Raw genomic sequence first — 26,205 nt, 5'->3', positions numbered from 1 at the left:
CCGCTACCTGCGTGAACCCCGGGGGAGACTGACGACGATGGCCGACCGCGTCACGGTGATCGGATGGGACGGTTCGCCGCTGACCGCCGCGGCCCGCTCCGCCCTCGGTGCCGCCACGCTGGTGGCCGGCGCCCCCCACCACCTGACGCTGCCCGAGGTGCCGCCCTCGGCGGAACGCGTCCGGCTCGGCAGTGTCTCGCTCGCCGCCCGCCGTATCGCGGCCCACCGCGGCACCGCGGTCGTCCTCGCCGACGGCGACCCGGGCTTCTTCGGCGTCGTACGGACCCTGCGCGCACCCGAGTTCGGCCTGGAGGTCGAGGTCGTCCCGGCGGTCTCCGCCGTCGCCGCCGCCTTCGCCCGGGCCGGCATGCCCTGGGACGACGCCCAGGTCGTCGTCGCCCACCGGCGCACCCTGCGCCGCGCCGTGAACGTCTGCCGCGCCCACACCAAGGTCGCCGTCCTCACCTCCCCGGGCGCCGGTCCCGCCGAGCTGGGCCTGCTCATGGAGGGCGTGCACCGCACGTTCGTCGTCTGCGAGGAACTCGGCACCACCCGCGAACAGGTCAGCGTCGTCACCTCCGACAAGGCCGCCGACCACACCTGGCGCGACCCCAACGTCGTCATCGTCATCGGCGGTCCCACCGGGCCGGTCGTCTCCGGGGACAGCGGCTGGATCGCCGGCCGGGACCCGGGCACCGGACCGCGCGGCTGGGCGCTGCCCGCCGAGGTGTACGGCGGCGGGCTCGGCGAGGGCGAGGCGGAACTGCTGCGCGCCGCCCAACTCGCCCGCCTCGGCCCGCGCGTCGGCGACCTCGTCTGGGACATCGGCTGCGGCAGCGGCGCCTTCGCGACCGAGGCTGCGCGGGCGGGCGCCGCCGTCATCGCCGTCGACCGCGAGCTGGACGCGTGCGCCCGCACCGACAGCGCCGCGCGCCGGCACGGCGTCCAGCTCCAGATCGTCCACGGCATCGCCCCGCACGTCCTGGAGAACCTGCCCGAACCCGACGTCGTACGGGTCGGTGGCGGGGGAGCGGCCGTGGTGCTGGCCGTCGCCGACCGCCGCCCGCAGCGCATCGTCACGCACGCCGGGACCCGTGACGCCGCCGAACTCGTGGGCCGCGACCTGTCCGAGCACGGCTACCGCGTCGAGTGCTCCCTCGTCCAGTCCGTCGAACTCGACACCCGGGCCTGGACGGAGCGGGAGCGGAGCGTCGCGTTCCTTCTCACCGGGGAGATCGTGCGGCGCGCATCGCCCCGTTGAGCGTGGCGGCCAGGTGAAGGGCGAGTGCGGGACGTGTGCCGGACGGGCGGTGGGCAGGACCTTTCCGACTGCCGACCGTGACCCGGCGCGCCCTCCCCGTGATCCTGTTGTCGTACCGCGCGCGGTAGGCTGGCCGATCGTCGTACCGCTTCCGTTCGCCCGGCACTTCGTCGGTCAATGTCCGGAAAACGCATCCCTTTTGGGATGGGTGTGGTACGGCAGAACCGGAGGGCGCGCAACGTGGCGCAGTCCACAGCGGGGCGTCGCGGATCAAGCTGTCGCGACGCGACTACGGCCGGGACAATGCCACTGAATGGCTTTGTCGCTTTTTCGGGCGGGTCGTTCGTGCCGCTGGGCACGGACGCTCGTTCTTCACTACGGGGCGGTCGGTGCGCCGCTCCGGGTGAGCTGGTCGTAGAAGGCACTAACCGATGGGCGAGGGGTACGCATGACCGACACCGGCCAGGTCCCGGGCGAGGGACTGCCGGAGAGCGCAGGCATGGTGGAACAGCCGGGCGCCCCCGCGCACGGTGCGTACACCTACCTCTCCGAGACCACCGCCGAGGACGAAGACCTGTTGCTGCTGCCGGGTGCCCAGAGCGCGTGGGGCAACGAGGTGGCCCCACCCCCGCCGGAGCCGGTCGTCGAGACCGTGCACGAGCCGGGTCCGCACGAGACGGGCGGCCGCGACAGCGGTTCGGTCGACCTCAGCGCCGTCCGCCTCCCGAGCCCGTCGGCGCCCCAGGCCGCCCCGCGCCGCCCCCTGCATCTCGGTCCGCCGATCCCCGACGCCTCCGCGAGCCCGGTCCGTTCGCTCGCCGACCGCGGCCCCGCCGGGGCACCGGTACGGCAGCCCGGCCCGTCCACCTCCGGCCCCGAGTACCTCGACGCTCCGCAACCGCGCGAGACGGCCCCGCAGGGCGCGTCCCCCTGGGGCGCCGCGCAGCCGCAGGTCGCGCAGGGGGCCCCGGCTGCGGAAACGGTTGTTCCGGCGGCAGCGCAGCAGCGCGAGCCGGCCGGCGCGGCCCAGGCCGTCGTGACCCGGGTGGCCACCGAGGCGATCGCCGCGACCGCCCCGCAGGAGGCCCAGGAGGCGCCGGAAGCCCAGGAGACAGTCGGCGCCGAGGCGCCCGTCCGGGCCGCCGCGCACTACGGCGTCGTCGACCCCGGTGAACTGCTCGGCGCCGCGATGATGGCGGAGGCCGAGGAGGCACCCGCCGTCGCGGAGGCCGGGCAGGACGGGGCGGACATCCCCTTCACCGGCGACGACCGGCCCGCGGACGGCAGTGCCGTATCGGCCGTCGAGACCCCGGTGGCCGGGGGAGCGGGAACGGAGACGGCGCAGGCGCCGGAAGTCGCACCGACTCCCGAGTCCGCCGCACCGGCCCCTGAGTCCGCCGCACCGGTCTCCGAGGCGGCCGCACCGGCTCCCGAGACCGCGCACATCGAACAGCCCGCCGCCGAGGTTGTCCAGCAGGCCGAACCGGCCGCTGACGTGGCCGAGGTGGCGGCGACCGCCGACCCGGCCGGTACGACGAGGCCCGTCGAGGGGGCAGAGCCCGCGGAGGTTCCCGAGGCGAACTCCGTACAGGAGACGGTCGCTCACGCGGCCGGGGCCGAGGCCGTGACCGAGGCCGGACAGGCGAGCCCGGTCGAGTCACCTCAGCACCAGGAGCCCGCAGAGCCTCAAGCGTCCCAGGAGCCTCACGCGGACCTCGGCGAGACGCCGGCCCAGGCGTACGAGGCGGTCCCCGCGGCCGAGTTCGTGCCCGCACCCGGAGCGCCGGCTTCCGAAGTCCCGGTTCCGGACCCCGTGGTGGTCGCGGAGCCCACCTCCGTGCCCGTCACCGCGACTCCCGAGCCCGCGGCGACCGTCGTCCCCGAGGTGTCCGAACCGGCCGCCGCCGCCCAGGAGATGCCTGCCCCGGTGGCCGAGGCCGCCGCGCCCGAGGCGGCCGTCGAGCCGGAGGTCTCCGCCCCCGCGCCCGTCGCCGTCCCCGAGACCGGTCTGCTCGTCGACGCCTTCGTGGCTTCCGCCGAGGCCGCTTCCGCCGAGGCCGCCGCCGCGGCCCCCGCCGAACCGGCCGCACCGCGGACGTCCGAGCCCGCCCCGCAGGCGGACCCCGCTCCCGAGCAGCCCGTCCGGACGGATCACACGGTTCAGGCGGTTCAGGCGGTTCAGGACGCCCGGCCGGCCCCGGAGATCCAGCCGACACCGCAGTCGGAGCCGCAGTCGGAGCCGGAGCAGACGCCGCAGTCCGAGGCGGGGATCGCGCACGAGCCCCTCGCCCCGGCCCCCCACCTCGCGGCCCCCGCGCCCCACGTCCCGGGCGCCCCCGCCGCCCCGGAGACGGCCCCGCAGCCCGAACCCGGGCCCGCACCGACCCTCGCGCCCGCGCCCGAGGCCGAGTCACCGGCCGACCGGCCGGAAGCGGCGGCGGAACCGGCATCGTCGCCGGAGCCACAGCCCGCGCAGACGCTTGCCGAGGAAGCCCCCGCTGCCGAGGAAGCATCCGCACCGGTCGCCCCGGAGCTCGTGGCGGCCTCCGCTGCCGCGACCCCCGCTCCGCAGCACCCCCAGCACGAGCAGCACCCGCACCCGGTCCAGCCGCCGGTGGCCGCCCCCGCCGCGCTCGCCGACGTCCCCGGCGCGGACCTCCCGTCCGCCGTCGCCCCGATGCCCCACCCGGAGCAGACGGCCGCGACGGAGCAGCCGGACCGGTCGGAGCAGCCGCAGCACCCGGCGCTGCCCGACCAGCCCTCCGCGGACCAGCCCCTGGGCCGGTTCGTGCCGGTCGAGGGCATGGTGCCCACCGCCCCGCACCTCGCCCCGACCCCGCCGCACGCCCTCGTGCTCCCCACGGAGGAGCAGGCGGCCCACGCGGAGACGGAACAGCGGCCGGCCGACGAGGCGGACGCCGCCCCCGCGATCGTCACGGTCCCCGCCCCGCGCGGCGCGGACCCCGCTCCCGCCCCGGCGACCCCGGACACGGAGCCCGAGACCGGCATCGACCCCGATGTCGCACAGAGCCCGGAGGACCTGGAAACCAGGGCCGCCGACCAGGAAGAGAGCCCGGCCCCCGTGGAAGAAGTTCGAGAGTCCACCGGCCCCGCCGCGCCCGCGTACGACGACGCCGAGCGCGAGGCCGTCCTGAAGGTCATGCGTGAGCGCCGGGACATCCGCAACGGATTCCGGGCTGACCCGATCCCGCACGAGGTGCTGCTGCGCGTGCTGGAGGCCGCCCACACCGCGCCCTCCGTCGGGCACTCGCAGCCCTGGGACTTCGTCGTCATCCGCTCCGCCGACACCCGGCGCGCGATGCACGAACTGGCGACCCGTCAGCGGGACGCGTACGCGAAGTCGCTGCCCAAGGGCCGGGCCAAGCAGTTCAAGGAACTGAAGATCGAGGCCATCCTCGACACCCCGGTGAACATCGTCGTCACCGCCGACCCGACCCGCGGCGGCCGCCACACCCTGGGCCGGCACACCCAGCCGCAGATGGCGCCGTACTCCTCCGCGCTCGCCGTCGAGAACCTCTGGCTCGCGGCCCGTGCCGAGGGCCTCGGCGTCGGCTGGGTCAGCTTCTTCGACGAGCGCGAGATGGTCCGCGCGCTGGGCCTGCCCGAGCACCTGGAAGTGGTCGCCTACCTGTGCGTCGGCTACGTCGACGAGTTCCCGGACGAGCCGGAGCTGATGCAGGCCGGGTGGGCCAAGCGCCGTCCGCTGTCGTGGGTCGTCCACGAGGAGACGTACGGCCGTCGCGCGCTGCCCGGCGAGGACCCGCACGATCTGCTCGCCGAGACCGTCGCCAGCGTCCGCCCGCTGGACGCCAAGGCGCTCGGCGAGGCCTGGGAACGGCAGAAGCGGATGACGAAGCCGCCCGGCTCGCTCGGCATGCTGGAGATCATCTCCGCGCAGCTGTCCGGCCTGTCCCGGCAGTGCCCGCCGCCGATCCCGGAGCCCGCGGCGGTCGCGATCTTCGCCGGCGACCACGGCGTGCACGCGCAGGGCGTCACCCCCTGGCCGCAGGAGGTGACGGCCCAGATGGTCGCCAACTTCCTCGGCGGGGGAGCGGTCTGCAACGCCTTCGCCACCCAGGTGGGTGCCGAGGTCTGCGTGGTGGACGTGGGCGTCGCCGCCGACCTCCCCGCGACCCCCGGTCTGCTGCCCCGCAAGATCCGCGCGGGCACGTCCGACATGACCACCGGCCCCGCCATGACCCGCGAGGAGGCCAAACAGGCCATCGAGGTCGGCATCGAGACCGCCCGCGACCTGGTCGCGGCCGGTAACAAGGCGCTGCTCACGGGCGAGATGGGCATCGCGAACACCACGGCGTCCGCGGCCCTCATCTCGGTCTTCACGGGTGCCGACCCGGCCGAGGTCACCGGTCGCGGCACCGGCATCAACGACGAGACCCTCGCCCGCAAGACCGAGGTCGTGCGCCGCGCCCTGGAGGTCCACCAGCCGGACCCGGCGGACCCCATCGGCGTCCTGGCCGCGATCGGCGGCTTCGAGCACGCGGCGATGGTCGGCCTCCTCCTCGGCGGCGCCTCCCTCCGCACGCCCGTGATCCTGGACGGCGTCAGCGCCGGCGCCGCCGCCCTGGTCGCCCGCGCCATCGCCCCCGAGGTCCTCGCGGCCTGCATCGCGGGCCACCGCAGCGCCGAACCCGGTCACGTGGCCGCCCTGAACAAGCTGGGCCTGCGCCCCCTGGTCGACCTGGACCTGCGCCTCGGCGAGGGCACGGGCGCCCTGCTCGCGCTGCCGCTGGTGCAGAGCACGGCGCGGGCGATGCACGAGGTGGCGACGTTCGATTCGGCGGGCGTCACCGAGAAGTAGGTCCCGCCCGGGGCCGGGGGCACTCGCTTGTGCCGCCCCCGGCCCCGCCGCATGCTGAAGCCACCTTTAAAATGCGCACGTCAGGGCCGCTCCAGAGCCGCAGCGCCCGCCCTCTGCTCTCTGCCCGTACGAGGAGCCGCACCCTCATGGCCGAACACCCCGCCTACCCCGTAGGCCTCCGTCTCGCCGGCCGCAGGGTCGTCGTCCTCGGCGGCGGCCAGGTCGCCCAGCGCCGCCTCCCCGCGCTGATCGCGGCCGGTGCCGACGTCCACCTGGTGTCCCCCGGGGCGACGCCCTCGGTGGAGGCGATGGCGGACGCGGGCGAGATCACCTGGTCGAAGCGCCCGTACGCCGACGGCGACCTCGCCGAGGCCTGGTACGCGCTCATCGCCACGAGCGACTCCGAGGCGAACGGCCGGGCCTCCGCCGAGGCCGAGGCGCACCGCGTCTGGTGCGTCCGCTCCGACGACGCGGACGCCGCGACCGCCTGGACGCCGGCGACCGGCCACAGCGAGGGCGTCACGGTCGCCGTGCTGACGACCGACGCCCGCGGCCGCGACCCGCGCCACACCGCCGCCATCCGGGACGCGGTCGTCGAGGGTCTGCGCGACGGCACCCTCGTCGCCCCCCACTACCGCACCCGGACCCCCGGTGTCGCGCTGGTCGGCGGCGGTCCGGGCGACCCGGACCTGATCACCGTCCGCGGGCGCCGGCTGCTCGCCGAGGCGGACGTCGTCATCGCCGACCGGCTCGGCCCGCGCGACCTCCTCGCCGAACTCCCGCCGCACGTCGAGGTGATCGACGCGGCGAAGATCCCCTACGGCCGGTTCATGGCCCAGGAGGCCATCAACAACGCGCTGATCGAGCACGCCCGTCAGGGCAAGTCGGTGGTCCGCCTCAAGGGCGGCGACCCGTACGTCTTCGGCCGTGGCATGGAGGAGCTCCAGGCCCTCGCGGAGGCCGGCGTCGCCTGCACGGTCGTCCCGGGGATCTCCAGCTCGATCTCGGTGCCCGGCGCGGCCGGCATCCCCGTCACCCACCGGGGCGTCGCCCATGAGTTCACGGTGGTCAGCGGGCATGTCGCCCCCGACGACGAGCGTTCGCTGGTCGACTGGCCCTCGCTCGCGAGGCTCACCGGCACGCTGGTGATCCTGATGGGCGTCGACAAGATCGGGAAGATCGCCGAGACGCTCGTCGCGCACGGCAAGTCCCCCGACACCCCGGTCGCCCTCGTCCAGGAGGGCACGACGGCCGCCCAGCGCCGCGTCGACGCGACGCTCGCGACGGTCGCCGAGGTGGTCCGTACCCAGGACGTCAGGCCTCCGGCGGTGATCGTCGTCGGCGCGGTCGTCGACGTCGGCTCGGAGACCTCCGAGTAACCGCGGGTAACGCAACCGTTCCGAGCCGTTGGCACCACACCCAGGACAAGGCAGTATCACCCTGTGGCCGATCTCATCACCGTTGAGGACCCCGACGACCCGCGTCTGCGCGACTACACCGGCCTGACCGACGTCGAGCTGCGCCGTAAGCGCGAGCCCGCCGAGGGCCTGTTCATCGCCGAGGGCGAGAAGGTCATCCGCCGGGCCAAGGACGCCGGGTACGAGATGCGCTCGATGCTGCTCTCGGCGAAGTGGGTCGACGTCATGCGCGATGTCATCGACGAGCTTCCGGCGCCGGTCTACGCCGTCACCCCGGAACTCGCCGAACGGGTCACCGGCTATCACGTCCACCGCGGTGCGCTGGCCTCCATGCAGCGCAAACCGCTGCCGGCCGCCGCCGAACTCCTGGGGGCCGCCCGTTTGACGGTCGTCCCGGACCAGGCCGACGAGCACTGCGCGGAGCCGCCGGACGGCGCGGGCCGACGGGTAGCGATCTTCGAGGGATTCGTCGACCACGCGAATCTCGGGGCCGCCTTCCGCAGCGCCGCCGCGCTGGGCATCAAGGCGATCCTGCTGTCACCGGACTGCGCCGACCCCCTCTACCGGCGGGCGATCAAGGTGTCGATGGGCGCCGTCTTCTCGGTTCCCTACGCCCGGTTCGACGCCTGGCCGGCCGGACTCGATGTCGTGCGCGACGCGGGGTACGACATCCTCGCCATGACCCCGGACGAGAAGGCGACCCCCCTCGACGAGCTGCACCCGGCACGCTTCGAGAAGAGCGCCATCATGCTGGGCTCGGAGGGGCACGGACTCTCCACGTACGCGCTCCGGGCGGCGGACGAATGGGTGCGCATCCCCATGTCCGCCGGGATCGACTCCCTCAACGTGGCGGCCGCTTCCGCCGTCGCGTTCTACGCCACGCGGCCGAGGCCCGCCCGATAGCCGGACGACGGCGCGGGGCGAGGGCCGGACGAAGACACGGGACGAGGGCCGGACGGCATGGCGCGTCCGGCCCTCACCCGCGCGTCACCGCGGTCACCGGTGGTGGCACTCCCAGTGCCCCTTGACCCAGTGGTGGTCCCAGTGACCATGGACGTAGACCCACTTGTAGGTGTGGTGGTTCTCCCAGTGGCCGTGGTGCCAGGTCTTGTGGTTGACCCGCTTCTTCTCCCAGTGACCCTTCACCCACTTCTTCTCCCAGTGGCCCTTCACCCAGTGGCACTTACCGTCGTGATCGGTGGTCACCACGGTCGGGGCGGAAGCGGGAGCGGGAGCCGCGGTCGCCGCGCCGGACAGGCCCAGCACGGCCCCTCCGGCCAGTAGGCCCGTCGCGGCGGCTCCGGCCACCAGACGGCGGGCTCGCAGGAAAGCGGTCATCGGACACATCTCCCTCGAACGTTCGGCGAAGAGCACGTCCGACGAGGTCACACCCTCCGGTCCACCGGCCGCGCGGAGGGCGCGGTGTGGATCCGGGAGGAACGCTGTCCCCGTCTCGCTGTGCCGGACGCGGGGTATTCGGACCCGCAAGCCGGACGGATGAAGACAAAGCGGAAAAAATGTCGGCACGGCATAAAGGCCGAAGGCCTCCCCGGCGGAGGGTGGCCGGCCTCCACTCGCCCGACCGGGTGGCAACCTGAGGCTTTTGTGTACATCACGGCGGCATCCGCGTGCTGTGCGGCTACGAATCCCCTGCGAACCAAAGCCGCCCCCGACGCTTCGTTCCAGGGGAGCCCTCATGACCACCACCACATCACCGCCCGCGGCACCGTCCGCGCCCCCGCCGACGACGGCGCGTTGTGCCGTCGCCCTGCCGCACTCCCGGCGGGCCCCGTCGCTCGCCCGCCGGGTCAGCGAGAGCTGGCTGAGGGCCGCCGACCCGGTCGACCGCGTGCCGGACGCCGTCCTCGTCGTCTCCGAACTGGTGACCAACGCGGTCCGGCACACCTGCGGTCCCTGTCTGCTGACGCTGACCGTGCGCGACGGGCGGCTGGACATCGCCGTCGCCGACCACAGCGAGGAGCTTCCCGAGCTGCACCGCCGTTCGGCCGGCGACGAGCGCGGCGGCTTCGGCATGGAGGTCATCCGGGGGCTGGGCGGACAGATCCGGCTGGTCCCCGCCCTGGGCGGCAAGACCGTGCACGTCCTGCTCGACCTCGGCTCCGCGCGCACCCCGTCCCCGGAGCGGTGAGCGGCTTCCCGGCGCAGGTCCCTTCCCTCCGCACAGGCCGCGGGCGGGCCGTCCGAACCCAGCACGAGCCACGAGCCACGAGGCACGAGGGGAGCAGGGCTTTGCCGCACAGCTTCGATCCGCACGCCCGAGTGGAGGACCTGCTGGCCCGGGTGGCGGACGGCGACCGGGACGCCTTCACCGGCGTCTACGACGCGCTGTCCGGCAGTGTCATGGGACTGGTCTGCCGGATCGTGCGGGACGTCGCCCAGGCGGAGGAGGTGACCCAGGAGGTCATGATCGAGATCTGGCGCACCGCGGACCGCTACCGTCCCGAACGGGGAACGGCGAAGGCCTGGGTCCTCACCGTGGCCCACCGCCGGGCGGTGGACCGGGTGCGTTCCGCGCAGGCCGGCACCGAGCGCGAACAGCGCACGGGCGTCCTCGCGCCGGAGCGGCCGTTCGACGAAGTGGCCGAGATCGTCCAGGACCACGACGAGCAGCGGCGGCTGCACCGCTGTCTCACCGCCCTGGCCCGTCAGGAGCGGGTGCCGCTGATGCTCGCCTACTACCAGGGCCTGACCTACCTGGAGGTGGCCGACGCACTCTCCACCCCCGAGGGGACGGTGAAGTCGCGGATGCGCGCGGGGCTGCGGCGGCTGCGCGCCTGTCTGGAGGCCGACGCATGACACCCGAGGAGGATCCCCACCGGGCCATCGGCGCGTACGTGCTGTACGCCCTGCCGCCCGCCGAGGAACACGCCTTCGAGAACCATCTCGCCGGTTGCGACCCGTGCCACCGGGAGGTCGTCGACCTGCTGGAGACCGCCGCGCGGCTCGGCGCCGCGGTGCGCAGCGTTCCCGTGAGCCCGCAGGCCCGTGCCCGCACCCTCCAGGCCGTCGCCCACACCCGCCAGGACCGGCCCCCGCACCGCCCGAGGGCGCCCGGCCGGCGGGCGCTGCGCCTCGCGCTCGCCGCGAGCATCGTGGCCGCCGCCGTGCTCGGCGGCGTCGCCGTCCGGCAGCACGTCGAGGCGGACGACGCGCGCGCCCGCGCGGTCCGCGCCGAGCAGCAGGCCCGCACCGCGGGCGCCGCGATCACCGAGGTCCTCACCGCCCCCGACGCCACCGTCCACACCGGGGAACTGACCGGCGGCACCACCGCCGCCGTCGTGGTCTCGCTCGACCAGGCACGGGCGGTCTTCGCCGCGTACGGTCTTCCCGCCCTGACCGGGGGCAAGGTCTACGAGCTCTGGTACGCGGCCGAGGCAGGCGACGTCCGCCCGGCGGGCCTGGTGGCCGGCAGCGCGCCGAACGGCACCCACGTCCTGAAGGGATCGCCGGCCGCCGCCGTAGCCGTAGGGGTCACCGTCGAACCGGCCGGCGGCTCCCCGCAGCCCACCACCGAACCCCTCGGCATCATCCCCCTGAAAACCTGACCCCGCCCACCCAACTCCCCGCCCACCCAACTCCCCGCCCACCCGGCCTCCCGACCGTCCGGCTCCCCGGTCACCCGGTCACCCGGTCATCCGGTCACCCGGCGTCCCGACCTTCGGCTTCCCGGTCACCCGACCGTCCGGCATCCCGGTCACCCGACCGTCCGGCATCCCGGTCACCCGACCGTCCGGCATCCCGGTCACCCGGCCGTCCGCCTACCCGGCCGTCCGGCTCCCGGTCACCCGGCTCCCCGGCTGTCCGGCTCCCCGGTCGCCTGGCTTCCCGGCCTCACGGCCACCCGACCGTCCGGCTCCCCGCCCGTCCGCCCTGCCCTCCGTCAGCCGGCGCGGCTCCGGGTCAGTCCCCGAGCGGCTCGTCCGGCTGCGGACGCAGGTGCTGCTGTTCCTGCCGTACGACGCCGTCGCCGCCGCCGAGCCCGCGCGCCGGCCCCTGGCAGCCCTGGACGACGGCGATGCCCAACGCGACCAGCAGGGTCACCACGACGAACACGAACAGCCGCTGGCGCAGCAGCCGCGGATTGGCGGGCCGCCGCCCGGTCCCCGTGGCCCGCGGACCCGGACGCCGGGCCCCACCGCGGGACGCCGGCCGGTTGCCGCTGCCGGGGCGGGTGTTGCGCGAGGGGGCCGGCCGGGCCCCCGACCGCGACGACGAGGCGCCGCCGCCCCGTGCGGCGCCGGCCCCGCGCGAGGGCGCTCCGCCCCGCGAGGGAACCGCACCGCGTGAGGGCGGGGTCCCGTTCCGCGGCGGCGGAGTACCGGGCCCGGTCTGCTGGCGCAGCGTGCGCTCCGGGTGACCGGTCTCGGAGAGCCGTCCCGTCGGACGGTCCGCCTCGGCCGCCCGAGGCGCCGGCGGACGCGCGTCCGCCAGACCCTGGGCCTCCCGGGTCGCGATCTCCTTCAGACGCAGGGAGAGATCGAGGGTGCTGGGCCGCTCCTCCGGGTCCTTCGCCAGACAGGCCCGCACCAGCGGCGCCAGCGCGTCCGGCACGCCGTGCAGATGCGGCTCCTCGTGCACCACGCGGTACAGCATCACCTCGGAACTGCCGTGCCCGAAGGGCGAATCGGCCGTCGAGGCGTAGGCGAGCGTGGCGCCGAGCGAGAACACGTCGGTGGCCGGGGTGACCAGCGCCCCGCGCACCTGCTCGGGCGCGAGGAACCCGGGGGAGCCGACCGCCGTACCGACGTGCGTCAGCGTGGAGGCCCCCGTCGCCCAGGCGATACCGAAGTCGATGATCCGCGGGCCCTTGGGGGAGAGCAGGATGTTGGACGGCTTCAGGTCCCGGTGCACGACCCCGGCCTCGTGGACGGCGACCAGCCCCTCCGACAGCGCGGCCCCGATCGAGGCCAGTTCGGCCGCCCCGAGCGGACCCTCGTCGTTGACCTTGTCGTGCAGGGAGGGCCCGGGCACGTACTGGGTGGCGAACCACGGCCGGTCGGCGTCCAGATCCGCCGCCACCAGCCGCGCCGTGCAGCCGCCCCGGATCCGGCGGGCGGCCGAGACCTCGCGTGCGAACCGCGACCGGAACTCCTGGTCCTCCGCCAGATCGGGCCGGATCACCTTCAGCGCGACCCGCTGCCCCTTCTTGTCGGACCCCAGGTAGACGACGCCCATCCCACCCGCGCCGAGCCGTCGGTGAAGCCTGAACGAGCCGACGACGCGCGGGTCCTCGCGCCTCAGGCGCATCATCGCCATGTTCATCCCCGCTGCCCGGTCCGTGTGACGTGGCACAGCTTACGTTTCCACGGCCGCCCGCGCGCAGAGGCCGCGCCCTCTCGTACTGATGGATTGTCCGTGCCCGGCGTGCGAGGTGAAGGAGGGTCAGGGACCCTGCGAACAGGCACGCTTTGACAGTCCGGCGCCCCCAACCGCCGCTCCCGGCAGGTGGATTGATCCCCAGGCCGGCGACCGTGCGCGGACCGCCGCAGGTACCTGCACCGGGAGGCGGCAACGGGGGGTGGTGGGCCGCCGGGCGGCCCGGTGAGGGGCGTCCGCGGTACCGCCCGGGGTGGCCGAAGTGAGCGAAGTCACGGCCGGGGCCCCGCCGCGCGCCCCGAAGCGGCGCACAGTCCGGCCGGGACCGGAGACCCCCTCCGGGAAGACCCCGAGACCTGGGACCGCCTCTCCACCCAGGGGAGTACTCCGCAGGTCATGGCTCATCCTCCGGGAGGCCCGGCAATCGGTACGAAGGCATGACGACCGTGGGTCCCCCCGCGCCTAGATTTGAGGTCAAGCGGCGGGTGCAGCACTCGTCCCCCGAGGTCAGACACCCGCCGCTGCCAATGACAACTGATCAGGTCAGGAGAGGGACCATGGCTCTCACGGCACCGCGGACGATGATCCGCGCACAGGGACGCGGTACGCGCCCTCGTCGCACGGGCCGCCGCCACCCCTTGGTGGCGACGCTCATGGCCCTTCCCCTGGCGGTCCTGCTCCTCGTCGTCTTCGACGGCTGGGAGACAGTGGCCACACAGGCGTCGTCCGTGGGAGTGATGCTGGGGCGCTGAGCGGCGACCCCAGGCCCGGAAGAGCGGTCCGGGCGGGGACATCCACCCATGAAACCCCGTGGGGACGGGGGTGCGGCGGACGGCAAAAAATGCAGGCGCAGCTGGGGAGCTGCGCCTGCATTGCTTTTCCCGCGGGCCGCTCGCCTTCCCGGCCGGAACGCGAAGCCTTCCCGGCCACGACGCGACCCGCTTCCCGCCCGAACGCGACCCGCCCCCGGCCGGCCGCGACCACGACGCCCCCGCCGCCTCCGCGTGGCCCCGCCTGCGTACCCTCGCGGGAAGAACCGCACGCCGCCGCCCAGGGAGCCCCGTGACCGCGCACCTCCTGCTCACCGAGCTCGCCGTCCGGGCCGGAGCCAAGGCGCACGAGACCACGTCCGCCTGTCCCTGCGGTGCGGCGACGCTCGCCGACCGTCCCGACGCCACCGTCGTCCGGCACGCCGCCACCGTGGCGAAGGCGCACGCCCCCGACACCGACCCGGCCGGACTCGCCCCGCGCCTCGCCCTCGCCGCCCGCATCCCCGGCATACTCCTCCCGCCGCTCGCACCGGCTCCGGCCGCTCTCCACGGCCGGCTCGTGACCTTCTGGCCGTACGGCACGCCGGTGGACCCGGACGACCCCGACCTCGCCCCCTGGGAGGCCGCGGGCACGCTGCTCGCCCGTCTGCACCGCACCCCCGCGCCGGCCGGGCTCCCGGAGATGCGCGGCCCCGCCAAGGCCGCCCACGCCGTGGCCCGGCTCCACGCGGCCGGACCGCACCCCGCCGTCGCCCCCGTCCTGAGCGCCTGGCGCGCGCTTCCCGCCTGGGCCCGCGCCGAAGCCCCGCAGCCCGACACCACCACCGTCTGCCACGGCGACCTCCACCTCGGCCAGCTCGTCCGCCATCCGGCGCCCGACGGGCCCTGGCGCCTGATCGACGTCGACGATCTCGGCGTCGGCGTTGCGGCCTGGGATCTCGCCCGCCCCGCCGCCTGGTACGCCTGCGGGCTGCTCCCGCCCGAGGAGTGGACCCGCTTCCTCGCCGCCTACCGGGCCGAGGACGGCCCCGCCGTCCCCGGGGGCGGCGACCCCTGGTCCGCGCTCGACGTCCCGGCGCGCGCACTCACCGTGCAGACCGCGGCACGCTCCGTCGTCAAGGCGGTGGCGCGGGGGCGGCAACTGGACGAGGTCGAGCAGTGCCTGGTCGACGCCTGTGCCCGAATGGGTTCTGTCCCCCCGCAGTTGACGGCGGGCCGGGCGAAGTAGGGTGCAACCGACCGCAGCCGGACAGTGTCTGTCCTGGCGGTACGCGAAACAGCACCGACCGGCGAGGAGTTGAGCCGAACCATGCAGTGCCCGAAGTGTCACGCTCAGATGCACACGTACAACCGCAACGGCGTCCAGATCGAACAGTGCAGCAACTGCCGTGGGATCTTCCTCGACTACGGCGAGCTGGAGGCGCTGACCCGCCTGGAGTCCCAGTGGTCCCAGCCGGGTCCGCCGCCCCCGGCCGCCCCGCAGGGGTACCCCCAGGCCGCCCCGGTCGCGCCCGCCTGGGGCGCCCCGCAGGGTGGCGGCCACTACGGGGGGCACCACGGCGGTCACCACCGCCAGAAGGGCTTCGGCCGGATGCTGTTCTCCAGCTGAACCTGAACAGACAGGAAGCCCCCGACCGCGAAGGCGGCCGGGGGCTCTCGGTGTGTGGACGATACTGGGATTGAACCAGTGACCTCTTCCGTGTCAGGGAAGCGCTCTCCCGCTGAGCTAATCGTCCTCGGGGACACGACCCGAGGGGCGTGCGTGACGCGTGCGCGATACTGGGATTGAACCAGTGACCTCTTCCGTGTCAGGGAAGCGCTCTCCCGCTGAGCTAATCGCGCGGGTTCGGATCTTCGAGCAGATCCAGTGGACGATACTGGGATTGAACCAGTGACCTCTTCCGTGTCAGGGAAGCGCTCTCCCGCTGAGCTAATCGTCCTTGGAGGTGGAGACGGGATTTGAACCCGTGTAGACGGCTTTGCAGGCCGTTGCCTCGCCTCTCGGCCACTCCACCAGGAGTGCGGGGGTTCGGGATGATCCCCCTCTTCCTGCTTTCTGCGAGCGGACGACCAGGTTCGAACTGGCGACCTCAACCTTGGCAAGGTTGCGCTCTACCAACTGAGCTACGTCCGCATGTCGTTTCGGTCGGCTCTCGCGTCCCGGCGACGTGTTGAACTCTAGCGGATTCCCGGGCCAGCACAAAAACGCGTTTGTGCAGCGTGCTGCGCTGTGTCCGCTCGCGGACCTGGTCAGGGCCACCGGCCGGGACATGAGGGACATGCCCGGACCACCTCTCGAGTGACCCGCCATACACTCGACCACGTGCTCGACCTCCCACCTCTCGCCCGTTTCGGCACCCGCGTCGCCTCCGGCCTCCTCGATGTGACCAGCGATCCCGCGGCGCTGGACTCCGCGGGTTTCTGGGCCGTCTGCGCCGACTTCGAGGGCCGACCGGTCTGCGCGCGCTTCGCCGACGTACGCGAGGAACCGGTGCCCGCTCCCGTGCCCGGGGCGTGGCGGGGACCGTCCGCCGGTGACTGGACGTCGTCCCTCGACCGCGCCGCGTACACGGCCGGCGTGCGGCGCATCCGGGACCACATCGCCGCCGGCCGGGTGTACCAGGCCAATCTGTGCCGTGTCCTGACCGCGCCGGTCGCCCCCGACGCCGATGTCGACGCGCTGACCGCCCTGCTGGCCCGGGGCAATCCGGCGCCGTACGCAGGAACGATTCGTCTCCCGGCGCACGGCATCGAGACGGCCACCGCGTCGCCCGAGCTGTTCCTGCGCCGCGACGGCCGGGTCGTCGAGTCAGGGCCCATCAAGGGCACCGGACGGACCGAGGCGGACCTCCTGGAGAAGGACTACGCCGAGAACGTGATGATCGTGGACCTCGTCCGAAACGACCTCGGGCAGGTCTGCGCCACCGGCAGCGTGACCGTCCCCGACCTGTGCGCCGTCGAGAAGCACCCGGGGCTGGTCCACCTCGTCTCCACGGTCCGCGGCGAACTGCGCGACGGCGCCGGCTGGCCCGAGCTGCTCGACTCCGCCTTCCCGCCCGGCTCGGTCACCGGCGCCCCCAAGTCCAGCGCCCTGCGGATCATCGACGCGCTGGAGACGGCGCCGCGCGGTCCGTACTGCGGCGGCATCGGCTGGGTCGACGCCGACCGGGGGACCGGCGAGCTGGCCGTCGGGATCCGCACCTTCTGGATCGAGCGCGCACCCGGGGGAGCGGCCGTGCTGCGCTTCGGAACCGGCGCCGGCATCACCTGGGGCTCGGACCCCGACGCCGAGTGGGAGGAGACCGAGCTGAAGGCTTCCCGGCTGCTCGCGATAGCGTCGGGGACGTACGAGGTCTAGGGAGAGGGACTGACGTGAAGATCTGGCTCGACGGCGGACTGCGTGACACCGAGTCCGCCCGCGTCTCCGTCTTCGATCACGGACTGACCGTGGGCGACGGCATCTTCGAGACGGTGAAGGCGGTGGACGGCGTGACGTTCGCCCTGACCCGCCATCTCGACCGGCTGACCCGCTCCGCGCGCGGTCTCGGCCTGCCGGACCCCGACCACGACGAGGTCCGCCGCGCCTGCGCCGCCGTCATCGAGGCCAACCCGATGCCCCTCGGCCGGCTGCGCATCACCTACACCGGCGGCCACGGCCCGCTCGGCTCCGACCGCGGCGAACACGGCCCGACCCTCGTCGTCGCCCTCGGGGAGACCACCCGGCGCGCGGACTCCACGGCCGTCGTCACGGTCCCCTGGACCCGCAACGAACGCGGCGCGCTCACCGGCCTCAAGACGACCTCGTACGCCGAGAACGTCGTCGCCCTGGCCCGCGCCCACCAAGACGGGGCCAGCGAGGCGCTGTTCGCCAACACGGTCGGCCGGCTCTGCGAGGGCACCGGGTCCAACGTGTTCGTCGTCCTGGACGGCGAGATCCACACCCCGCCGCTCGCCTCCGGCTGCCTCGCGGGCATCACCCGCGAGCTGACCGTCGAGTGGACCGGTGCCAAGGAGACCGACCTGCCGCTCGACGTGCTGGAGCGGGCCGAGGAGGTCTTCCTCACCTCCACCCTGCGCGACGTCCAGGCCGTCCACCGGGTCGACGACCGCGAACTGCCGGGCGCACCGGGCCCGGTGACCGCCAAGGCGATGCGGATCTTCGCCGAGCGCGCGGCCGACGACCTCGACCCGTGAACCCCGGACCCGTGAACCCCGCCACCACACCCGTGACGTCCCGGCCCGGAACCGCGAGGTCCGGGAAAACAGGCTGACGTCGCTCGCCGGGGTGGGTAGAAAAGCCCCTGATGACCACGACCCTGCGGCCGACCGAGCCGCTTCAGCACGCCGCCGACGGAGCACTGTCACGCCACTACCAGGTGTGTGTGAACAGTCGCCCCGTCGGAGCGGTCCACCTCTCGACGTCCCCCGTCTTCGGCCCTCGCGTCGCCCAGATCACCGACCTGCGCATCGAGGAGCCGGACCGCGGGCGCGGGCGCGGCACGGTGGCCGCGCTGGCCGCCGAGGAGGTCGCCCGGGGCTGGGGCTGCCGGCGCATCGAGCTCAGGGTGCCCGCCGACGCGGGGAACGCGCTGCGGATGGCGGTGGCGCTCGGCTACGTCCACCGCAACCGCGGCATGGAGAAACCCCTGGGCGCCACGGCTCCCATGCTGCCCGAGGGCAGCAGGGGCAGGCCCATGACCGAGGCCGAGTTCCCGCCCTGGTCCGAGCGCGGCGTCGCCGCCTACGCCCAGGACTGGGCGGAACGCGGAGTGCCCGCGGACGAGGCGGCGGCCAGGTCGCGGCAGGACCACGCACGACTGCTGCCGCAGGGCAGGGCGACGGCGGACATGGTGTTCAGCGTCCTCGAACACGAGGGCACCCGGGTCGGCACGCTCTGGGTGGCGTTCGTCGGCGACAAGGGGTTCGTGTACGACGTGGAGACCGACGAGGCCTTCCGCGGCCGGGGCCACGGGCGGTCCCTGATGCTGCTGGCCGAGGCCCAGACGATCGCCGCGGGCAAGCGCGTTCTCGGCCTCAACGTCTTCGCCGGCAACACCCCGGCCGAGCGGCTCTACGAGTCGCTCGGCTATCTGCCCGTGGGGTACTCCATGTACAAGGACCTGCTCTGAACCGGCCCGTGCGGAGCCCGCCTCAGGCCTGCTCGGCCAGCAGCCGGTCGGCGATCTCCTCGATACGCCCGCGCAGCCCCTCCTGGCTCTTGCCGCCGTCGAGGCGTTCGCCGCCGATGACGTACGTGGGGGTGCCGGTGACGCCGATCGCCTTGCCCTCGGCCTGGTCGGCGTCCACGATCAGGATGTGCCGGCCGTCGATCAGGGCGGTGTCGAACTCCTCGGCGTCGAGACCGAGTTCACCGGCGATCTCGACCAGGAGGGGTTCCCCCCTACGGCCCAGCTCCTCGACGCGGCCCAGCACGGCCTCGATGTACGGCCATCCCCGGCCCTGCTCCAGGGCTTCCTCGGCGGCCTGCGCGGCGGCGAAGGCGTGTTGGTGCTTCTCCAGCGGGAAGTGCCGCAGCCGCAGCTCCAGCCGGTCGCCGTACCGCTCGCGCAGGGCGCGCAGATCATCGAGGGCACTACGGCAGTCCGGGCACTGGAGCTCGCACCAGACGTCGAGGACGACGGCGGGACGGGCGGCCGCCGCGCCCGGGGCGGCGGAGGCGGAGGTCGGGGACGAGTCGTTCATGACCCCAGTCTTCCAGCCCGGGCCCGGCCGCCCCAATCCGGACCACCGGCGGCCCGGGCACGGAGACCCGGGCCGTCCCGGAGGGCCGACCTCGTGCGGCACCTGCGGAGGAGCCGACCCGGAGATGTCCCTGATGTCCGCCCGGAGCATGGCCCGTGAGCGGTGCGCAGGTGCAGGATGGAGGGGACGAGGCACGGGCTCGCGAGCCGCGATGCCGAGTCGGTCGGACCCCTGCCCGAATGAGCCCACGCCTGGAGGACCGGATGATTGCCGAGACCGTCTGTTCCGCCGTCGCCGCGGCCGGCCTGGGCATCGCGGCGGTCACCGCCTACCGCAAGCGCTTCCTGGCGGCCGCCCGCATCGCCGCCTACGCCCTGGTGCCGCTGGGCCTCGTGATGACCGGCGTCGTCGAGTGGGCCGCCGACACCGCCTTCAGCCCGACGGCCTGGGCGGGCTTCGCCGTGCTCGGCGGGGCCTGGGCGCTGTTCGCCACCACCCGGGCCGTGGAGCGCCGCCGCGGCGGCACCCGCAAGGAGCGCAGGGCGGCGGCCCGATCCTCGCAGGCCGGGGCGGTGGCCCCCGCCGCCTCCGCGCCCTCCCTGGGCCAGGCGTCCCGCCCGGCCTCCCGTCCCGCTGCCGCACCCCGGGCGACCGGCGGCTCCGACGACTTCAGCGACATCGAGGCGATCCTCAAGAAGCACGGCATATGAACCAGGGCCGCTGAATCCGCGGTGCGGCGGGGCGGCCACGCTCGGGGGGGGAAACGACACAGTCGGCCTGCCCGCGCGCGCAAGTGATCACGGCCTGACAGCGACGTCACGGAATCCGGCGCACTCCCGCTCAATCCGGGCGCCCGATCGCGCGAGGGGCGTCAGCTGCGTCATCATCGCCCGCGAGATGCTGGACACGACACAGAGCGACGCCGCGCCGAAGCAGGACGAGCCGCGCGGGTGCCTTTTCGCCCTTTCCCAGCCACCGCTGATGATCTTTCTTGCGGTGATCGGGTGTCTGCTGCTCATGGCTTCGCTGCATGATCTGCTGCTGCTCTGAGCCGTAACCGCGGTCCCCGGCGCCACCCGCCGGGGCCGCGTCGGCATCGCATGACGTCGACGGGCGGCCGGCACCACCGGAGCGACTCCGCGTGACGCTCAGGGCTCAGCCCGCCGCCTCTTTGCGGCGCGCCCGGTAGGCGGCCACGTGCAGACGGTTGCCGCAGGTGCGGCTGTCGCAGTACCGGCGGGACCGGTTGCGGGAGAGGTCGACGAAGGCGCGCCGGCAGTCCGGTGCCTCGCAGCGCCGCAGCCGCTCCTCCTCGCCGGCCACCACGAAGAACGCCAGGGCCATCCCGCAGTCGGCCGCCAGATGGTCGGCGACGGAGGCACCGGGCGCGAAATAGTGCACATGCCAGTCGTAGCCGTCGTGGTCCGTGAGACGCGGCGTGGTGCCCGCGGCGGCGACCAGCTCGTTGATCAGCCCCGCGGCCGTCCGCGGGTCCGGCGCCGCGAAGATCCGGGCGAACCGCCCACGGATCCTGTGCACCGCGGACAGGTCGAACTCGGACAGCACGCCGACATCGCTGATCTCGTGCTTTCGTACGAAATCCGCGAGCGCGGCGACATCCGGCAGCGCGTCCGGAGCCGTGTCGTCCTCCGGTGCGGTGTTCACCAGTTCCACCACGGCATCGAGCGCACACCGGGTGTCGTGGGTGATCAGCACATTTCGCTCCCTGGCCTGGGGGTCGGGCGAGCGCCCGCCGATGCTGGCCGATGGTAGCCGCCCCGGGCCGTCGAGCAACGGGCACTCGTGCACCGGATCCCCGGGCGTGCGGCGCCGGGAGGCCGGGGGAGCGCCGCCCGCGGGCGCCGCGCGCACGCCGACGCCGCCCCACGGGAGACCCGTGGCACGGCGTCGGCGCATGCCCTATTCGGTTGTCCTGGCCCGAGCCGTCTCCCCGAGTGGACGGCGCCGGGCAGCTCGGTGTGAGCCTCGCCCTAGCTCTCCGCCAGGATGTGCGAGAGCTCTTGGTCGAGATCGAAGTGCCGGTGTTCCGTGCCGGGAGGCACGGCGGCGTCCGTCCGCTTCAGGAAGGACTCCAGGGCCCGCGCAGGGGCCTCCAGCAGGGCTTCGCCCTCGGGAGAGCTCAGGGCGATGCAGACGACGCCCTGACCGTGACTGCGCGACGGCCAGACTCGGACGTCGCCGGTGCCCGTGGGCCGGTGCAGGCCCTCGGCGAGCAGGTCGCGGGCGAACACCCACTCGACGGTCTCCTCGGCACCGGTGTGGAAGGTGGCGTGCACGGCGTAGGGGTCGGCCGTGTCGTACCGCAGGCCTGCGGGGACAGGCAGGGATGACTCGCTCGACACAACGAGGCGCAGGTGCAGCTCGCAGCTGACCGTGGTGTTCATAAGCGCCAGGGCCTTTCGCTCAGTGTGCGCTCGGGGATTCGCACGTCGGCGAAATCGACATGCCACCTACGGTGCCGTTGTAAACCCCTCTGAGTGTTTTGCGTGCCTTTACGTAACTCTTCCGGCCGACAGTGCGTTCGCCCAGTACCACCATTCCGGTGGCCGGATTCTCTCGGGTAAGGTCAGGCTGTATGAACACGGGGAGTGACGAGCCGGGCGAGGCGATCGTGACGGTGGACGGGTCGAAGCCGGACGGAGCGGCGGGGGAGCCGCAGGGCGAGGGGCTCGGCTCCAGGGCGCCCGAATTCGTCAAGGCGCGCCGCATGCTGCATCTGAGCTGGCAGGTCGGGGTCTTCGTGATCGGCCTCGCCGTGGTGGGCGCCGGCATCGTCATGCTGCCGCTGCCCGGTCCCGGCTGGGTGGTGATCTTCGGCGGCATGGCGATCTGGGCCACCGAGTTCGTCTGGGCCCAGTTGGTGCTCCGCTGGACCAAGCGCAAGGTCACCGAGGCGGCCCAGCGCGCGCTCGACCCGAAGGTCCGCCGCCGCAACATCACCCTCACCGCGATCGGCCTCGTGATCATCGCCGTGCTGACGGGCGTCTACCTGTGGAAGTTCGGCTTCGAGATGCCCTGGAAGATCAAGGACCAGTGAGCCGCCGGTCAGGCCCGAACGCGCGCCCGCCCTGGTCACAGTCACCCGCTGACATGGGGTAATGTTCTTCCTGCGTCCGGGCGATTAGCTCAGTGGGAGAGCGCTTCGTTCACACCGAAGAGGTCACTGGTTCGAACCCAGTATCGCCCACCCGGAACGTCGGCCCGTCTGCGAGAACGCAGCCGGGCCGACGCCGTTTCCCCCACCGACGGCCCCACACGGAAGCCCTCCCGCCCGCCGTCCCGGGGCGCCCCGCCCCCGCCGGAGCCCTTCCACCCGCGGTCCCGGGCCGCCCGGCCCCGCATCGCCGGAGCCCCTCCGACCGGCCCCCGGGTAGCCCGCCCCGCATAGCCGCGGAGCGTTCCGCCCGCTGTCCCGCCCCGCCGACGTCTTTCCACCCGCGGTCCCGAGCCGCCCGCCCCGCACCGCCCAAGCCCCTCCGACCGGCCCCCGGGTGGCCCCGCCCCGCAAGCCGGAGCGTTCCGCCCGCTGTCCCGCCCCGCCGGAGCCCTTCCGCCCGCCGTCTCGGACCGGGTGGCCCGATTCCACATCGTCGGAGCCCCGACCCGCCGTCCTGGGTCGCCCCCCATCGCCGGAGCCCTTTCGCCGCCGTCCCGAGTTGCCCCGCCCCCGTCTGACCCACAAGCTCGACCCATCACGTCCCCGGTCGCCGGCCTGCCATCCCTCGAGTCGCGTCCAGCCGCGCTGCACCGTCCGGGCCAGGCCGCGCCCCGTCTCCTGCGGCGAGGCGGGTTTCCAGCCTTTCGGCCCGGGTCCTGGCCGGCGTGCCGCTCCTCTCGCCCACGGCGCGCCTACGCCGCCTGTCGCGGGCTGGTCCGGCTTCCGGCCAGAGTGCTGGCCTGCTGCTTTGTCGTCTCAGCGGGGCTACGCGGCCCCCTCCCGGGCTGGTCCGTCTCTTGGGCCCGGAACATGGCGCGCCGCTCTCCTGTTCTGCCCGGCTGCGCCGTTCCTTCCGGCCTGGTCCGGCTTCCGGTCCGGGGCCTGGCGTGCTGCGCCGATACCTCGGTACCGCTGAGCCCGGCTGTGCCGCTTCTTTGGTGCCCCCGAGCCCGGCTGCGCCGCCCCTCCCGCCGCGGGCTTTTCCCGCCCTCCGGGGCGGATCACCAGCCGCGCCGCCCCTGTGGCCCATCCGGGCATGGCTGTGCCGCGTCTCCTGACGTGCTGGCCGGCCTTCCAGCAGGTCACGCGAGTCCGGCTGTGCCGTCCGCCTCGCCCACCCCGGCCCGGTGCGTTGTCTCTCGGCCCGGTCCGACGTGTGGTCCCTTCTGCCGCAGGCCTGTCCGACCCTCGCGGGCCGGGTGGGCTGTGCCGCACTCCCGCCTTACGGGCTGGGCGGTGTCGCCCCTCCTGCCGCGCAGCCCCTCGGGGCCGGGGTCAGCTGTGCCGCACCTCCCGCCCTCCGGGGTGGGCCCTGCTCCTCCCTCCTGCCGCGAAGGGCGGGCGCCTCGACCTCTCCGAGCGCGGGCCCGGCGGTCCCACCTCCGACCGCCCTGAGAGCACGGCTGTGCCGCCCCCGCGGCCCTCCAAAGCCCCCTCCACCACGGCCCCTGCAAGCCCGACTGCGCCGTCTCCACGGCCCTCCAAACTCCCCTGCGCCGCCTCCATGGCCCTTGAAGCTCAGCTGTGTCGCTCCGGAGGCCGTCAGGTCTTGCCGTGTCGTGTCCGAGGTCCGTCAGGCTGTGTCGTTCCGGAGGCCCGTCAGGCCTGGCTGTGTCGTTCCGGGGGTCCGTCAGGCCTGACTGTGTCGCGTCAGAGGCCCGGCAGGTCTGACCGCCCCGCTGCCCGGCGTGAGGCCCGTCCGCGGCGTCGTCTCTACTGTCACGCCCGGTTCTCCCGGCCTCTCGGGCAAGGCCAGGCCCTTCCTTCGGCCCCAGATTCGGCAGCGCGGTGACTCCGCCTGCGAACCCTGCCCCGGGCCACCCCCTCGCCGCTCGGGCCGCAGCGTCCCCGCCCGTCGCCCCACGTCACCGCACACCGCCACCCGACCCCCCTCGCCCCCGCGTGTCCCCTCGCCCTCTTGCTCCGCATGTCCCGACGCCCCGCGTGTCCCCACGCCTCGCATGTCCCATCCCCACTCCCTTCTCGCCCTCGCCCTCACGCTCCCTCCCCCCCCCGGCCATGAACACCCTCCAGCCCGGCCATGAACACCCTCCCTCCCGCCCCCACACACCCTCCCGCCCCCACACGCCCTCCCGCCGCCCCACACCCCGTACCTCCGCCGCCCCTCCTCCACAGCCGGATTTCAGCCCCGCGCGCGATCGTCCGACGGCCAGTCAGCGGTTCGGCAATTCGAACAGAGCTCTCTCACCTGCGAGTTCGCCGCGTCAATGGGTCCGCGTCACCCACGCGGGCACACTTCGCCGCCGATTCCGCGCGCAAGAAATTCCTGTCCGAATCATTGACGCTCTCTCAACCCCCTCGTACCTTGTGCCAGCAAGCGCTTTCTTGAAACGATTCATGCAAGCGGCAACGACGCTGCGGGGAGGGCCCGACTGTGGGAACCAGCAGGAATGTTGAGAGGCGAACGATCCTGAAGGCCGCGGGGGCGACGGCGGCCACACTGGGCCTGGCCGCGACCACCGGGTGCGGGGGAGACAGCGGTACGTCGGCGGACGGGACGGTCACGATCCGTTACGCGTGGTGGGGTGGCGAGCCGCGCACCATCGCCATCAAGAAGACGATCGCGCTCTTCGAGAAGAAGTACCCGAAGATCAAGATCAAGCCCGAATTCACCGACTACGAGGCGTTCTGGGAGAAGTTCCAGACCCAGGCCTCCGGTGGAAATCCGCCGGACGTTTTCCAGAATGCGGTCGGCTTTCTGCGCAAGTACGACAAGCGCGGCGTTCTGATGGATCTCAAGTCGCAGGCGGACGCGGGGAACCTGAGCCTGGAGAACTTCCGCAACGGGGTTCTGGCGAACGGTCAGGTCGACGGAAAGCAGATCGGCATACCCGTCGGCGCCAACACCATGGCGCTCGTGATCGACCTCAAGGCCTTTCAGAAGGCGGGCGTCGAGGCGAAGTTCGGCTGGACCTGGGACGAGTACTTCGACGCGCTCCAGACGATCCAGGACAAGCTGAAGATCGCCGGTGACACCGGCTACTTCAGCATCATGTACCTGTACGACCTGTACCTGCGTCAGAACGGCAAGGCCTTCTTCACCGACAGCGATCTCGGCTTCACCGAGGACGATGTGACGCAGTGGTGGGCGGACGGCTACAAGCGCGTGAAGTCGGGGCTGGTCGCCGACCCGAAGAAGATCGAGCAGGTCAAGCCGAAGTCGGGCCTCTCGGCGGGCCTCGCCGCGTCCGAGTTCACCTGGGACAACTTCTCCATCCGCTACCAGGGCGAGGGCGAGTCGGACTACGGCCTCGCGCCGATCCCCACCACCGACGGCAAGGACACCGGCCAGTACCTCGGTTCGCTGATGCTGAGCGCCTTCTCCGGGACGAAGCACCCGAAGGAAGCGGCCCAGTTCATCGACTTCATGGTCCACGACCCCGAGGTCGGCAAGATCATGGGCTACGACCGCGGCATCCTCGCCACCTCCGAGCAGTACGCAGCCTTCCAGCCGACCGACCCCAACAACAAGGGCGTCGCGGCCTACGAGGACGAGGTCGCCAAGGCCGACGTCCTAGGGAAGATCACCCCGCACCCGTCCGGCGCGGACGTCATCGAGGCGGCCTTCCTGCGGATCGGCGGTGAGGTCGCCCAGGGCAAGACCAAGCCGGCCGACGCGGCGAAGGCACTGTTCAGCGAGGCCAAGGCCGCGTTCGCGGGCTGAGGGGACGTACCAC

General features: G+C 73.5%; 22 protein-coding genes and 6 tRNA genes. 18 read left to right on the top strand and 10 right to left on the bottom strand.

The annotated features are described in order from the left end of the window. Window positions 1-37 precede the first annotated feature (37 nt). The 4 genes from cbiE to AOQ37_RS24130 all read left to right on the top strand — a co-directional run bounded on the left by cbiE (window position 38) and on the right by AOQ37_RS24130 (window position 8,422). Window positions 38-1,261, top strand: a complete 1,224-nt coding sequence (gene cbiE, locus AOQ37_RS24145) for a precorrin-6y C5,15-methyltransferase (decarboxylating) subunit CbiE (RefSeq protein ID WP_062646770.1) — start codon at window positions 38-40, stop codon at window positions 1,259-1,261. A 448-nt stretch (window positions 1,262-1,709) separates the two neighbouring features. After that, window positions 1,710-6,101: a nicotinate-nucleotide--dimethylbenzimidazole phosphoribosyltransferase gene (cobT, locus tag AOQ37_RS24140; RefSeq protein ID WP_062646768.1), complete on the top strand. Its 4,392-nt coding sequence runs from the start codon at window positions 1,710-1,712 to the stop codon at window positions 6,099-6,101. A gap of 146 nt (window positions 6,102-6,247) precedes the next feature. Continuing rightward, window positions 6,248-7,480: a uroporphyrinogen-III C-methyltransferase gene (cobA, locus tag AOQ37_RS24135; RefSeq protein WP_062646767.1), complete on the top strand. Its 1,233-nt coding sequence runs from the start codon at window positions 6,248-6,250 to the stop codon at window positions 7,478-7,480. Window positions 7,481-7,543: 63 nt separating this feature from the next. Then, window positions 7,544-8,422 carry a TrmH family RNA methyltransferase gene (locus tag AOQ37_RS24130; RefSeq protein ID WP_062646766.1) on the top strand — a complete coding sequence of 293 codons (879 nt, stop codon included), beginning with the start codon at window positions 7,544-7,546 and terminating at the stop codon, window positions 8,420-8,422. A gap of 93 nt (window positions 8,423-8,515) precedes the next feature. Here AOQ37_RS24130 and AOQ37_RS24125 read toward each other — a convergent pair whose 3' ends face one another. After that, a complete protein-coding gene (locus tag AOQ37_RS24125; protein WP_062647217.1) occupies window positions 8,516-8,857 on the bottom strand; it encodes a BcpO-related WXXGXW repeat protein in 342 nt (113 codons plus the stop codon). A gap of 358 nt (window positions 8,858-9,215) precedes the next feature. On the opposite strand from AOQ37_RS24125, the gene AOQ37_RS24120 reads away from it, so the two are divergent. The 3 genes from AOQ37_RS24120 to AOQ37_RS24110 all read left to right on the top strand — a co-directional run bounded on the left by AOQ37_RS24120 (window position 9,216) and on the right by AOQ37_RS24110 (window position 11,085). Next, window positions 9,216-9,668 (top strand): ATP-binding protein, encoded by a 453-nt coding sequence (locus tag AOQ37_RS24120; RefSeq protein ID WP_062646765.1) that lies wholly within the window; start codon window positions 9,216-9,218, stop codon window positions 9,666-9,668. A gap of 101 nt (window positions 9,669-9,769) precedes the next feature. After that, a complete protein-coding gene (gene sigK, locus AOQ37_RS24115) occupies window positions 9,770-10,336 on the top strand; it encodes an ECF RNA polymerase sigma factor SigK (protein ID WP_062646764.1) in 567 nt (188 codons plus the stop codon). After that, window positions 10,333-11,085, top strand: a complete 753-nt coding sequence (locus AOQ37_RS24110) for an anti-sigma factor (RefSeq protein WP_062646763.1) — start codon at window positions 10,333-10,335, stop codon at window positions 11,083-11,085. Before sigK ends, AOQ37_RS24110 begins: the two co-directional genes overlap by 4 nt. A gap of 355 nt (window positions 11,086-11,440) precedes the next feature. On the opposite strand, the gene AOQ37_RS24105 is transcribed toward AOQ37_RS24110, so the two are convergent. Beyond that, window positions 11,441-12,802, bottom strand: a complete 1,362-nt coding sequence (locus AOQ37_RS24105) for a serine/threonine-protein kinase (protein ID WP_062646762.1) — start codon at window positions 12,800-12,802, stop codon at window positions 11,441-11,443. A 611-nt stretch (window positions 12,803-13,413) separates the two neighbouring features. Here AOQ37_RS24105 and AOQ37_RS24100 point away from each other — a divergent pair. The 3 genes from AOQ37_RS24100 (at window position 13,414) to AOQ37_RS24090 (ending at window position 15,235) form a co-directional block, all read left to right on the top strand. Continuing rightward, window positions 13,414-13,608, top strand: coding sequence for a hypothetical protein (locus AOQ37_RS24100; protein ID WP_054239472.1), 195 nt, complete (start codon window positions 13,414-13,416; stop codon window positions 13,606-13,608). A gap of 310 nt (window positions 13,609-13,918) precedes the next feature. Next, window positions 13,919-14,854, top strand: a complete 936-nt coding sequence (locus AOQ37_RS24095; protein ID WP_062646760.1) for a phosphotransferase enzyme family protein — start codon at window positions 13,919-13,921, stop codon at window positions 14,852-14,854. Between the two features lie 81 nt (window positions 14,855-14,935). Beyond that, window positions 14,936-15,235 carry a TFIIB-type zinc ribbon-containing protein gene (locus tag AOQ37_RS24090; RefSeq protein WP_062646758.1) on the top strand — a complete coding sequence of 100 codons (300 nt, stop codon included), beginning with the start codon at window positions 14,936-14,938 and terminating at the stop codon, window positions 15,233-15,235. 55 nt (window positions 15,236-15,290) lie between these two features. Here AOQ37_RS24090 and AOQ37_RS24085 read toward each other — a convergent pair. From AOQ37_RS24085 to AOQ37_RS24065, 5 genes are all read right to left on the bottom strand, one after another. Further along, a tRNA-Val gene (locus AOQ37_RS24085) sits at window positions 15,291-15,362 on the bottom strand. A 34-nt stretch (window positions 15,363-15,396) separates the two neighbouring features. After that, window positions 15,397-15,468, bottom strand: a tRNA-Val gene (locus tag AOQ37_RS24080). A 26-nt stretch (window positions 15,469-15,494) separates the two neighbouring features. Next, window positions 15,495-15,566, bottom strand: a tRNA-Val gene (locus tag AOQ37_RS24075). Between the two features lies 1 nt (window position 15,567). Further along, window positions 15,568-15,641: transfer RNA gene (locus AOQ37_RS24070), tRNA-Cys, on the bottom strand. 46 nt (window positions 15,642-15,687) lie between these two features. Beyond that, window positions 15,688-15,760 (bottom strand) — tRNA-Gly (locus AOQ37_RS24065). A gap of 189 nt (window positions 15,761-15,949) precedes the next feature. On the opposite strand from AOQ37_RS24065, the gene AOQ37_RS24060 reads away from it, so the two are divergent. From AOQ37_RS24060 to AOQ37_RS24050, 3 genes are all read left to right on the top strand, one after another. Beyond that, complete coding sequence (locus AOQ37_RS24060; protein WP_062647215.1) at window positions 15,950-16,984, top strand: chorismate-binding protein; 1,035 nt, start codon at window positions 15,950-15,952, stop codon at window positions 16,982-16,984. A 14-nt stretch (window positions 16,985-16,998) separates the two neighbouring features. Then, window positions 16,999-17,820, top strand: coding sequence for an aminotransferase class IV (locus tag AOQ37_RS24055; RefSeq protein ID WP_062646756.1), 822 nt, complete (start codon window positions 16,999-17,001; stop codon window positions 17,818-17,820). Between the two features lie 110 nt (window positions 17,821-17,930). Next, complete coding sequence (locus AOQ37_RS24050; protein WP_199825076.1) at window positions 17,931-18,755, top strand: GNAT family N-acetyltransferase; 825 nt, start codon at window positions 17,931-17,933, stop codon at window positions 18,753-18,755. Between the two features lie 22 nt (window positions 18,756-18,777). Here AOQ37_RS24050 and AOQ37_RS24045 read toward each other — a convergent pair whose 3' ends face one another. Next, the gene (locus AOQ37_RS24045; protein ID WP_062646752.1) at window positions 18,778-19,329 is read right to left on the bottom strand and encodes a DsbA family protein; all 552 of its coding nucleotides are present in this window, start codon (window positions 19,327-19,329) and stop codon (window positions 18,778-18,780) included. Between the two features lie 263 nt (window positions 19,330-19,592). Here AOQ37_RS24045 and AOQ37_RS24040 point away from each other — a divergent pair, with 263 nt between their 5' ends. After that, on the top strand, window positions 19,593-20,039 hold the full coding sequence (locus AOQ37_RS24040; protein WP_062646750.1) for a hypothetical protein: 447 nt from the start codon (window positions 19,593-19,595) through the stop codon (window positions 20,037-20,039). A gap of 187 nt (window positions 20,040-20,226) precedes the next feature. Next, entirely contained in the window at window positions 20,227-20,379 is a 153-nt protein-coding gene (locus AOQ37_RS40895; protein WP_199825075.1) for a hypothetical protein, read from the top strand. Between the two features lie 105 nt (window positions 20,380-20,484). On the opposite strand, the gene AOQ37_RS24035 is transcribed toward AOQ37_RS40895, so the two are convergent. Both AOQ37_RS24035 and AOQ37_RS24030 read right to left on the bottom strand, forming a co-directional pair. Next, the gene (locus AOQ37_RS24035) at window positions 20,485-21,045 is read right to left on the bottom strand and encodes a CGNR zinc finger domain-containing protein (protein WP_062646748.1); all 561 of its coding nucleotides are present in this window, start codon (window positions 21,043-21,045) and stop codon (window positions 20,485-20,487) included. Between the two features lie 275 nt (window positions 21,046-21,320). After that, the gene (locus AOQ37_RS24030) at window positions 21,321-21,734 is read right to left on the bottom strand and encodes an SsgA family sporulation/cell division regulator (protein WP_004002642.1); all 414 of its coding nucleotides are present in this window, start codon (window positions 21,732-21,734) and stop codon (window positions 21,321-21,323) included. 191 nt (window positions 21,735-21,925) lie between these two features. Between AOQ37_RS24030 and AOQ37_RS24025 the strand changes: the two genes are divergently transcribed. From AOQ37_RS24025 to AOQ37_RS24015, 3 genes are all read left to right on the top strand, one after another. After that, on the top strand, window positions 21,926-22,387 hold the full coding sequence (locus AOQ37_RS24025) for a TIGR02611 family protein (RefSeq protein WP_062646746.1): 462 nt from the start codon (window positions 21,926-21,928) through the stop codon (window positions 22,385-22,387). A gap of 78 nt (window positions 22,388-22,465) precedes the next feature. Next, window positions 22,466-22,537: transfer RNA gene (locus AOQ37_RS24020), tRNA-Val, on the top strand. A gap of 2,365 nt (window positions 22,538-24,902) precedes the next feature. Continuing rightward, window positions 24,903-26,192 carry an ABC transporter substrate-binding protein gene (locus tag AOQ37_RS24015; protein WP_062646744.1) on the top strand — a complete coding sequence of 430 codons (1,290 nt, stop codon included), beginning with the start codon at window positions 24,903-24,905 and terminating at the stop codon, window positions 26,190-26,192. Window positions 26,193-26,205: the final 13 nt, after the last annotated feature.

The organism is Streptomyces maremycinicus, assembly GCF_001184025.1.
Lineage (GTDB): Bacteria > Actinomycetota > Actinomycetes > Streptomycetales > Streptomycetaceae > Streptomyces > Streptomyces maremycinicus.
The sequence above is the reverse complement of the archived record's forward strand: the minus strand, read 5'-3'. Positions and strand labels throughout refer to the sequence as shown.

Bases quoted from the DNA above. Each gene is read 5' to 3' on its own strand.
- cbiE (WP_062646770.1), top strand. From the start codon at position 38: ATGGCCGACCGCGTCACGGTGATCGGATGGGACGGTTCGCCGCTGACC.
- cobT (WP_062646768.1), top strand. From the start codon at position 1,710: ATGACCGACACCGGCCAGGTCCCGGGCGAGGGACTGCCGGAGAGCGCA.
- cobA (WP_062646767.1), top strand. From the start codon at position 6,248: ATGGCCGAACACCCCGCCTACCCCGTAGGCCTCCGTCTCGCCGGCCGC.
- AOQ37_RS24125 (WP_062647217.1), bottom strand. From the start codon at position 8,857: ATGACCGCTTTCCTGCGAGCCCGCCGTCTGGTGGCCGGAGCCGCCGCG.
- AOQ37_RS24120 (WP_062646765.1), top strand. From the start codon at position 9,216: ATGACCACCACCACATCACCGCCCGCGGCACCGTCCGCGCCCCCGCCG.
- AOQ37_RS24110 (WP_062646763.1), top strand. From the start codon at position 10,333: ATGACACCCGAGGAGGATCCCCACCGGGCCATCGGCGCGTACGTGCTG.
- AOQ37_RS24105 (WP_062646762.1), bottom strand. From the start codon at position 12,802: ATGAACATGGCGATGATGCGCCTGAGGCGCGAGGACCCGCGCGTCGTC.
- AOQ37_RS24100 (WP_054239472.1), top strand. From the start codon at position 13,414: ATGGCTCTCACGGCACCGCGGACGATGATCCGCGCACAGGGACGCGGT.
- AOQ37_RS24090 (WP_062646758.1), top strand. From the start codon at position 14,936: ATGCAGTGCCCGAAGTGTCACGCTCAGATGCACACGTACAACCGCAAC.
- AOQ37_RS24050 (WP_199825076.1), top strand. From the start codon at position 17,931: ATGACCACGACCCTGCGGCCGACCGAGCCGCTTCAGCACGCCGCCGAC.
- AOQ37_RS24045 (WP_062646752.1), bottom strand. From the start codon at position 19,329: ATGAACGACTCGTCCCCGACCTCCGCCTCCGCCGCCCCGGGCGCGGCG.
- AOQ37_RS24040 (WP_062646750.1), top strand. From the start codon at position 19,593: ATGATTGCCGAGACCGTCTGTTCCGCCGTCGCCGCGGCCGGCCTGGGC.
- AOQ37_RS40895 (WP_199825075.1), top strand. From the start codon at position 20,227: ATGCTGGACACGACACAGAGCGACGCCGCGCCGAAGCAGGACGAGCCG.
- AOQ37_RS24030 (WP_004002642.1), bottom strand. From the start codon at position 21,734: ATGAACACCACGGTCAGCTGCGAGCTGCACCTGCGCCTCGTTGTGTCG.
- AOQ37_RS24025 (WP_062646746.1), top strand. From the start codon at position 21,926: ATGAACACGGGGAGTGACGAGCCGGGCGAGGCGATCGTGACGGTGGAC.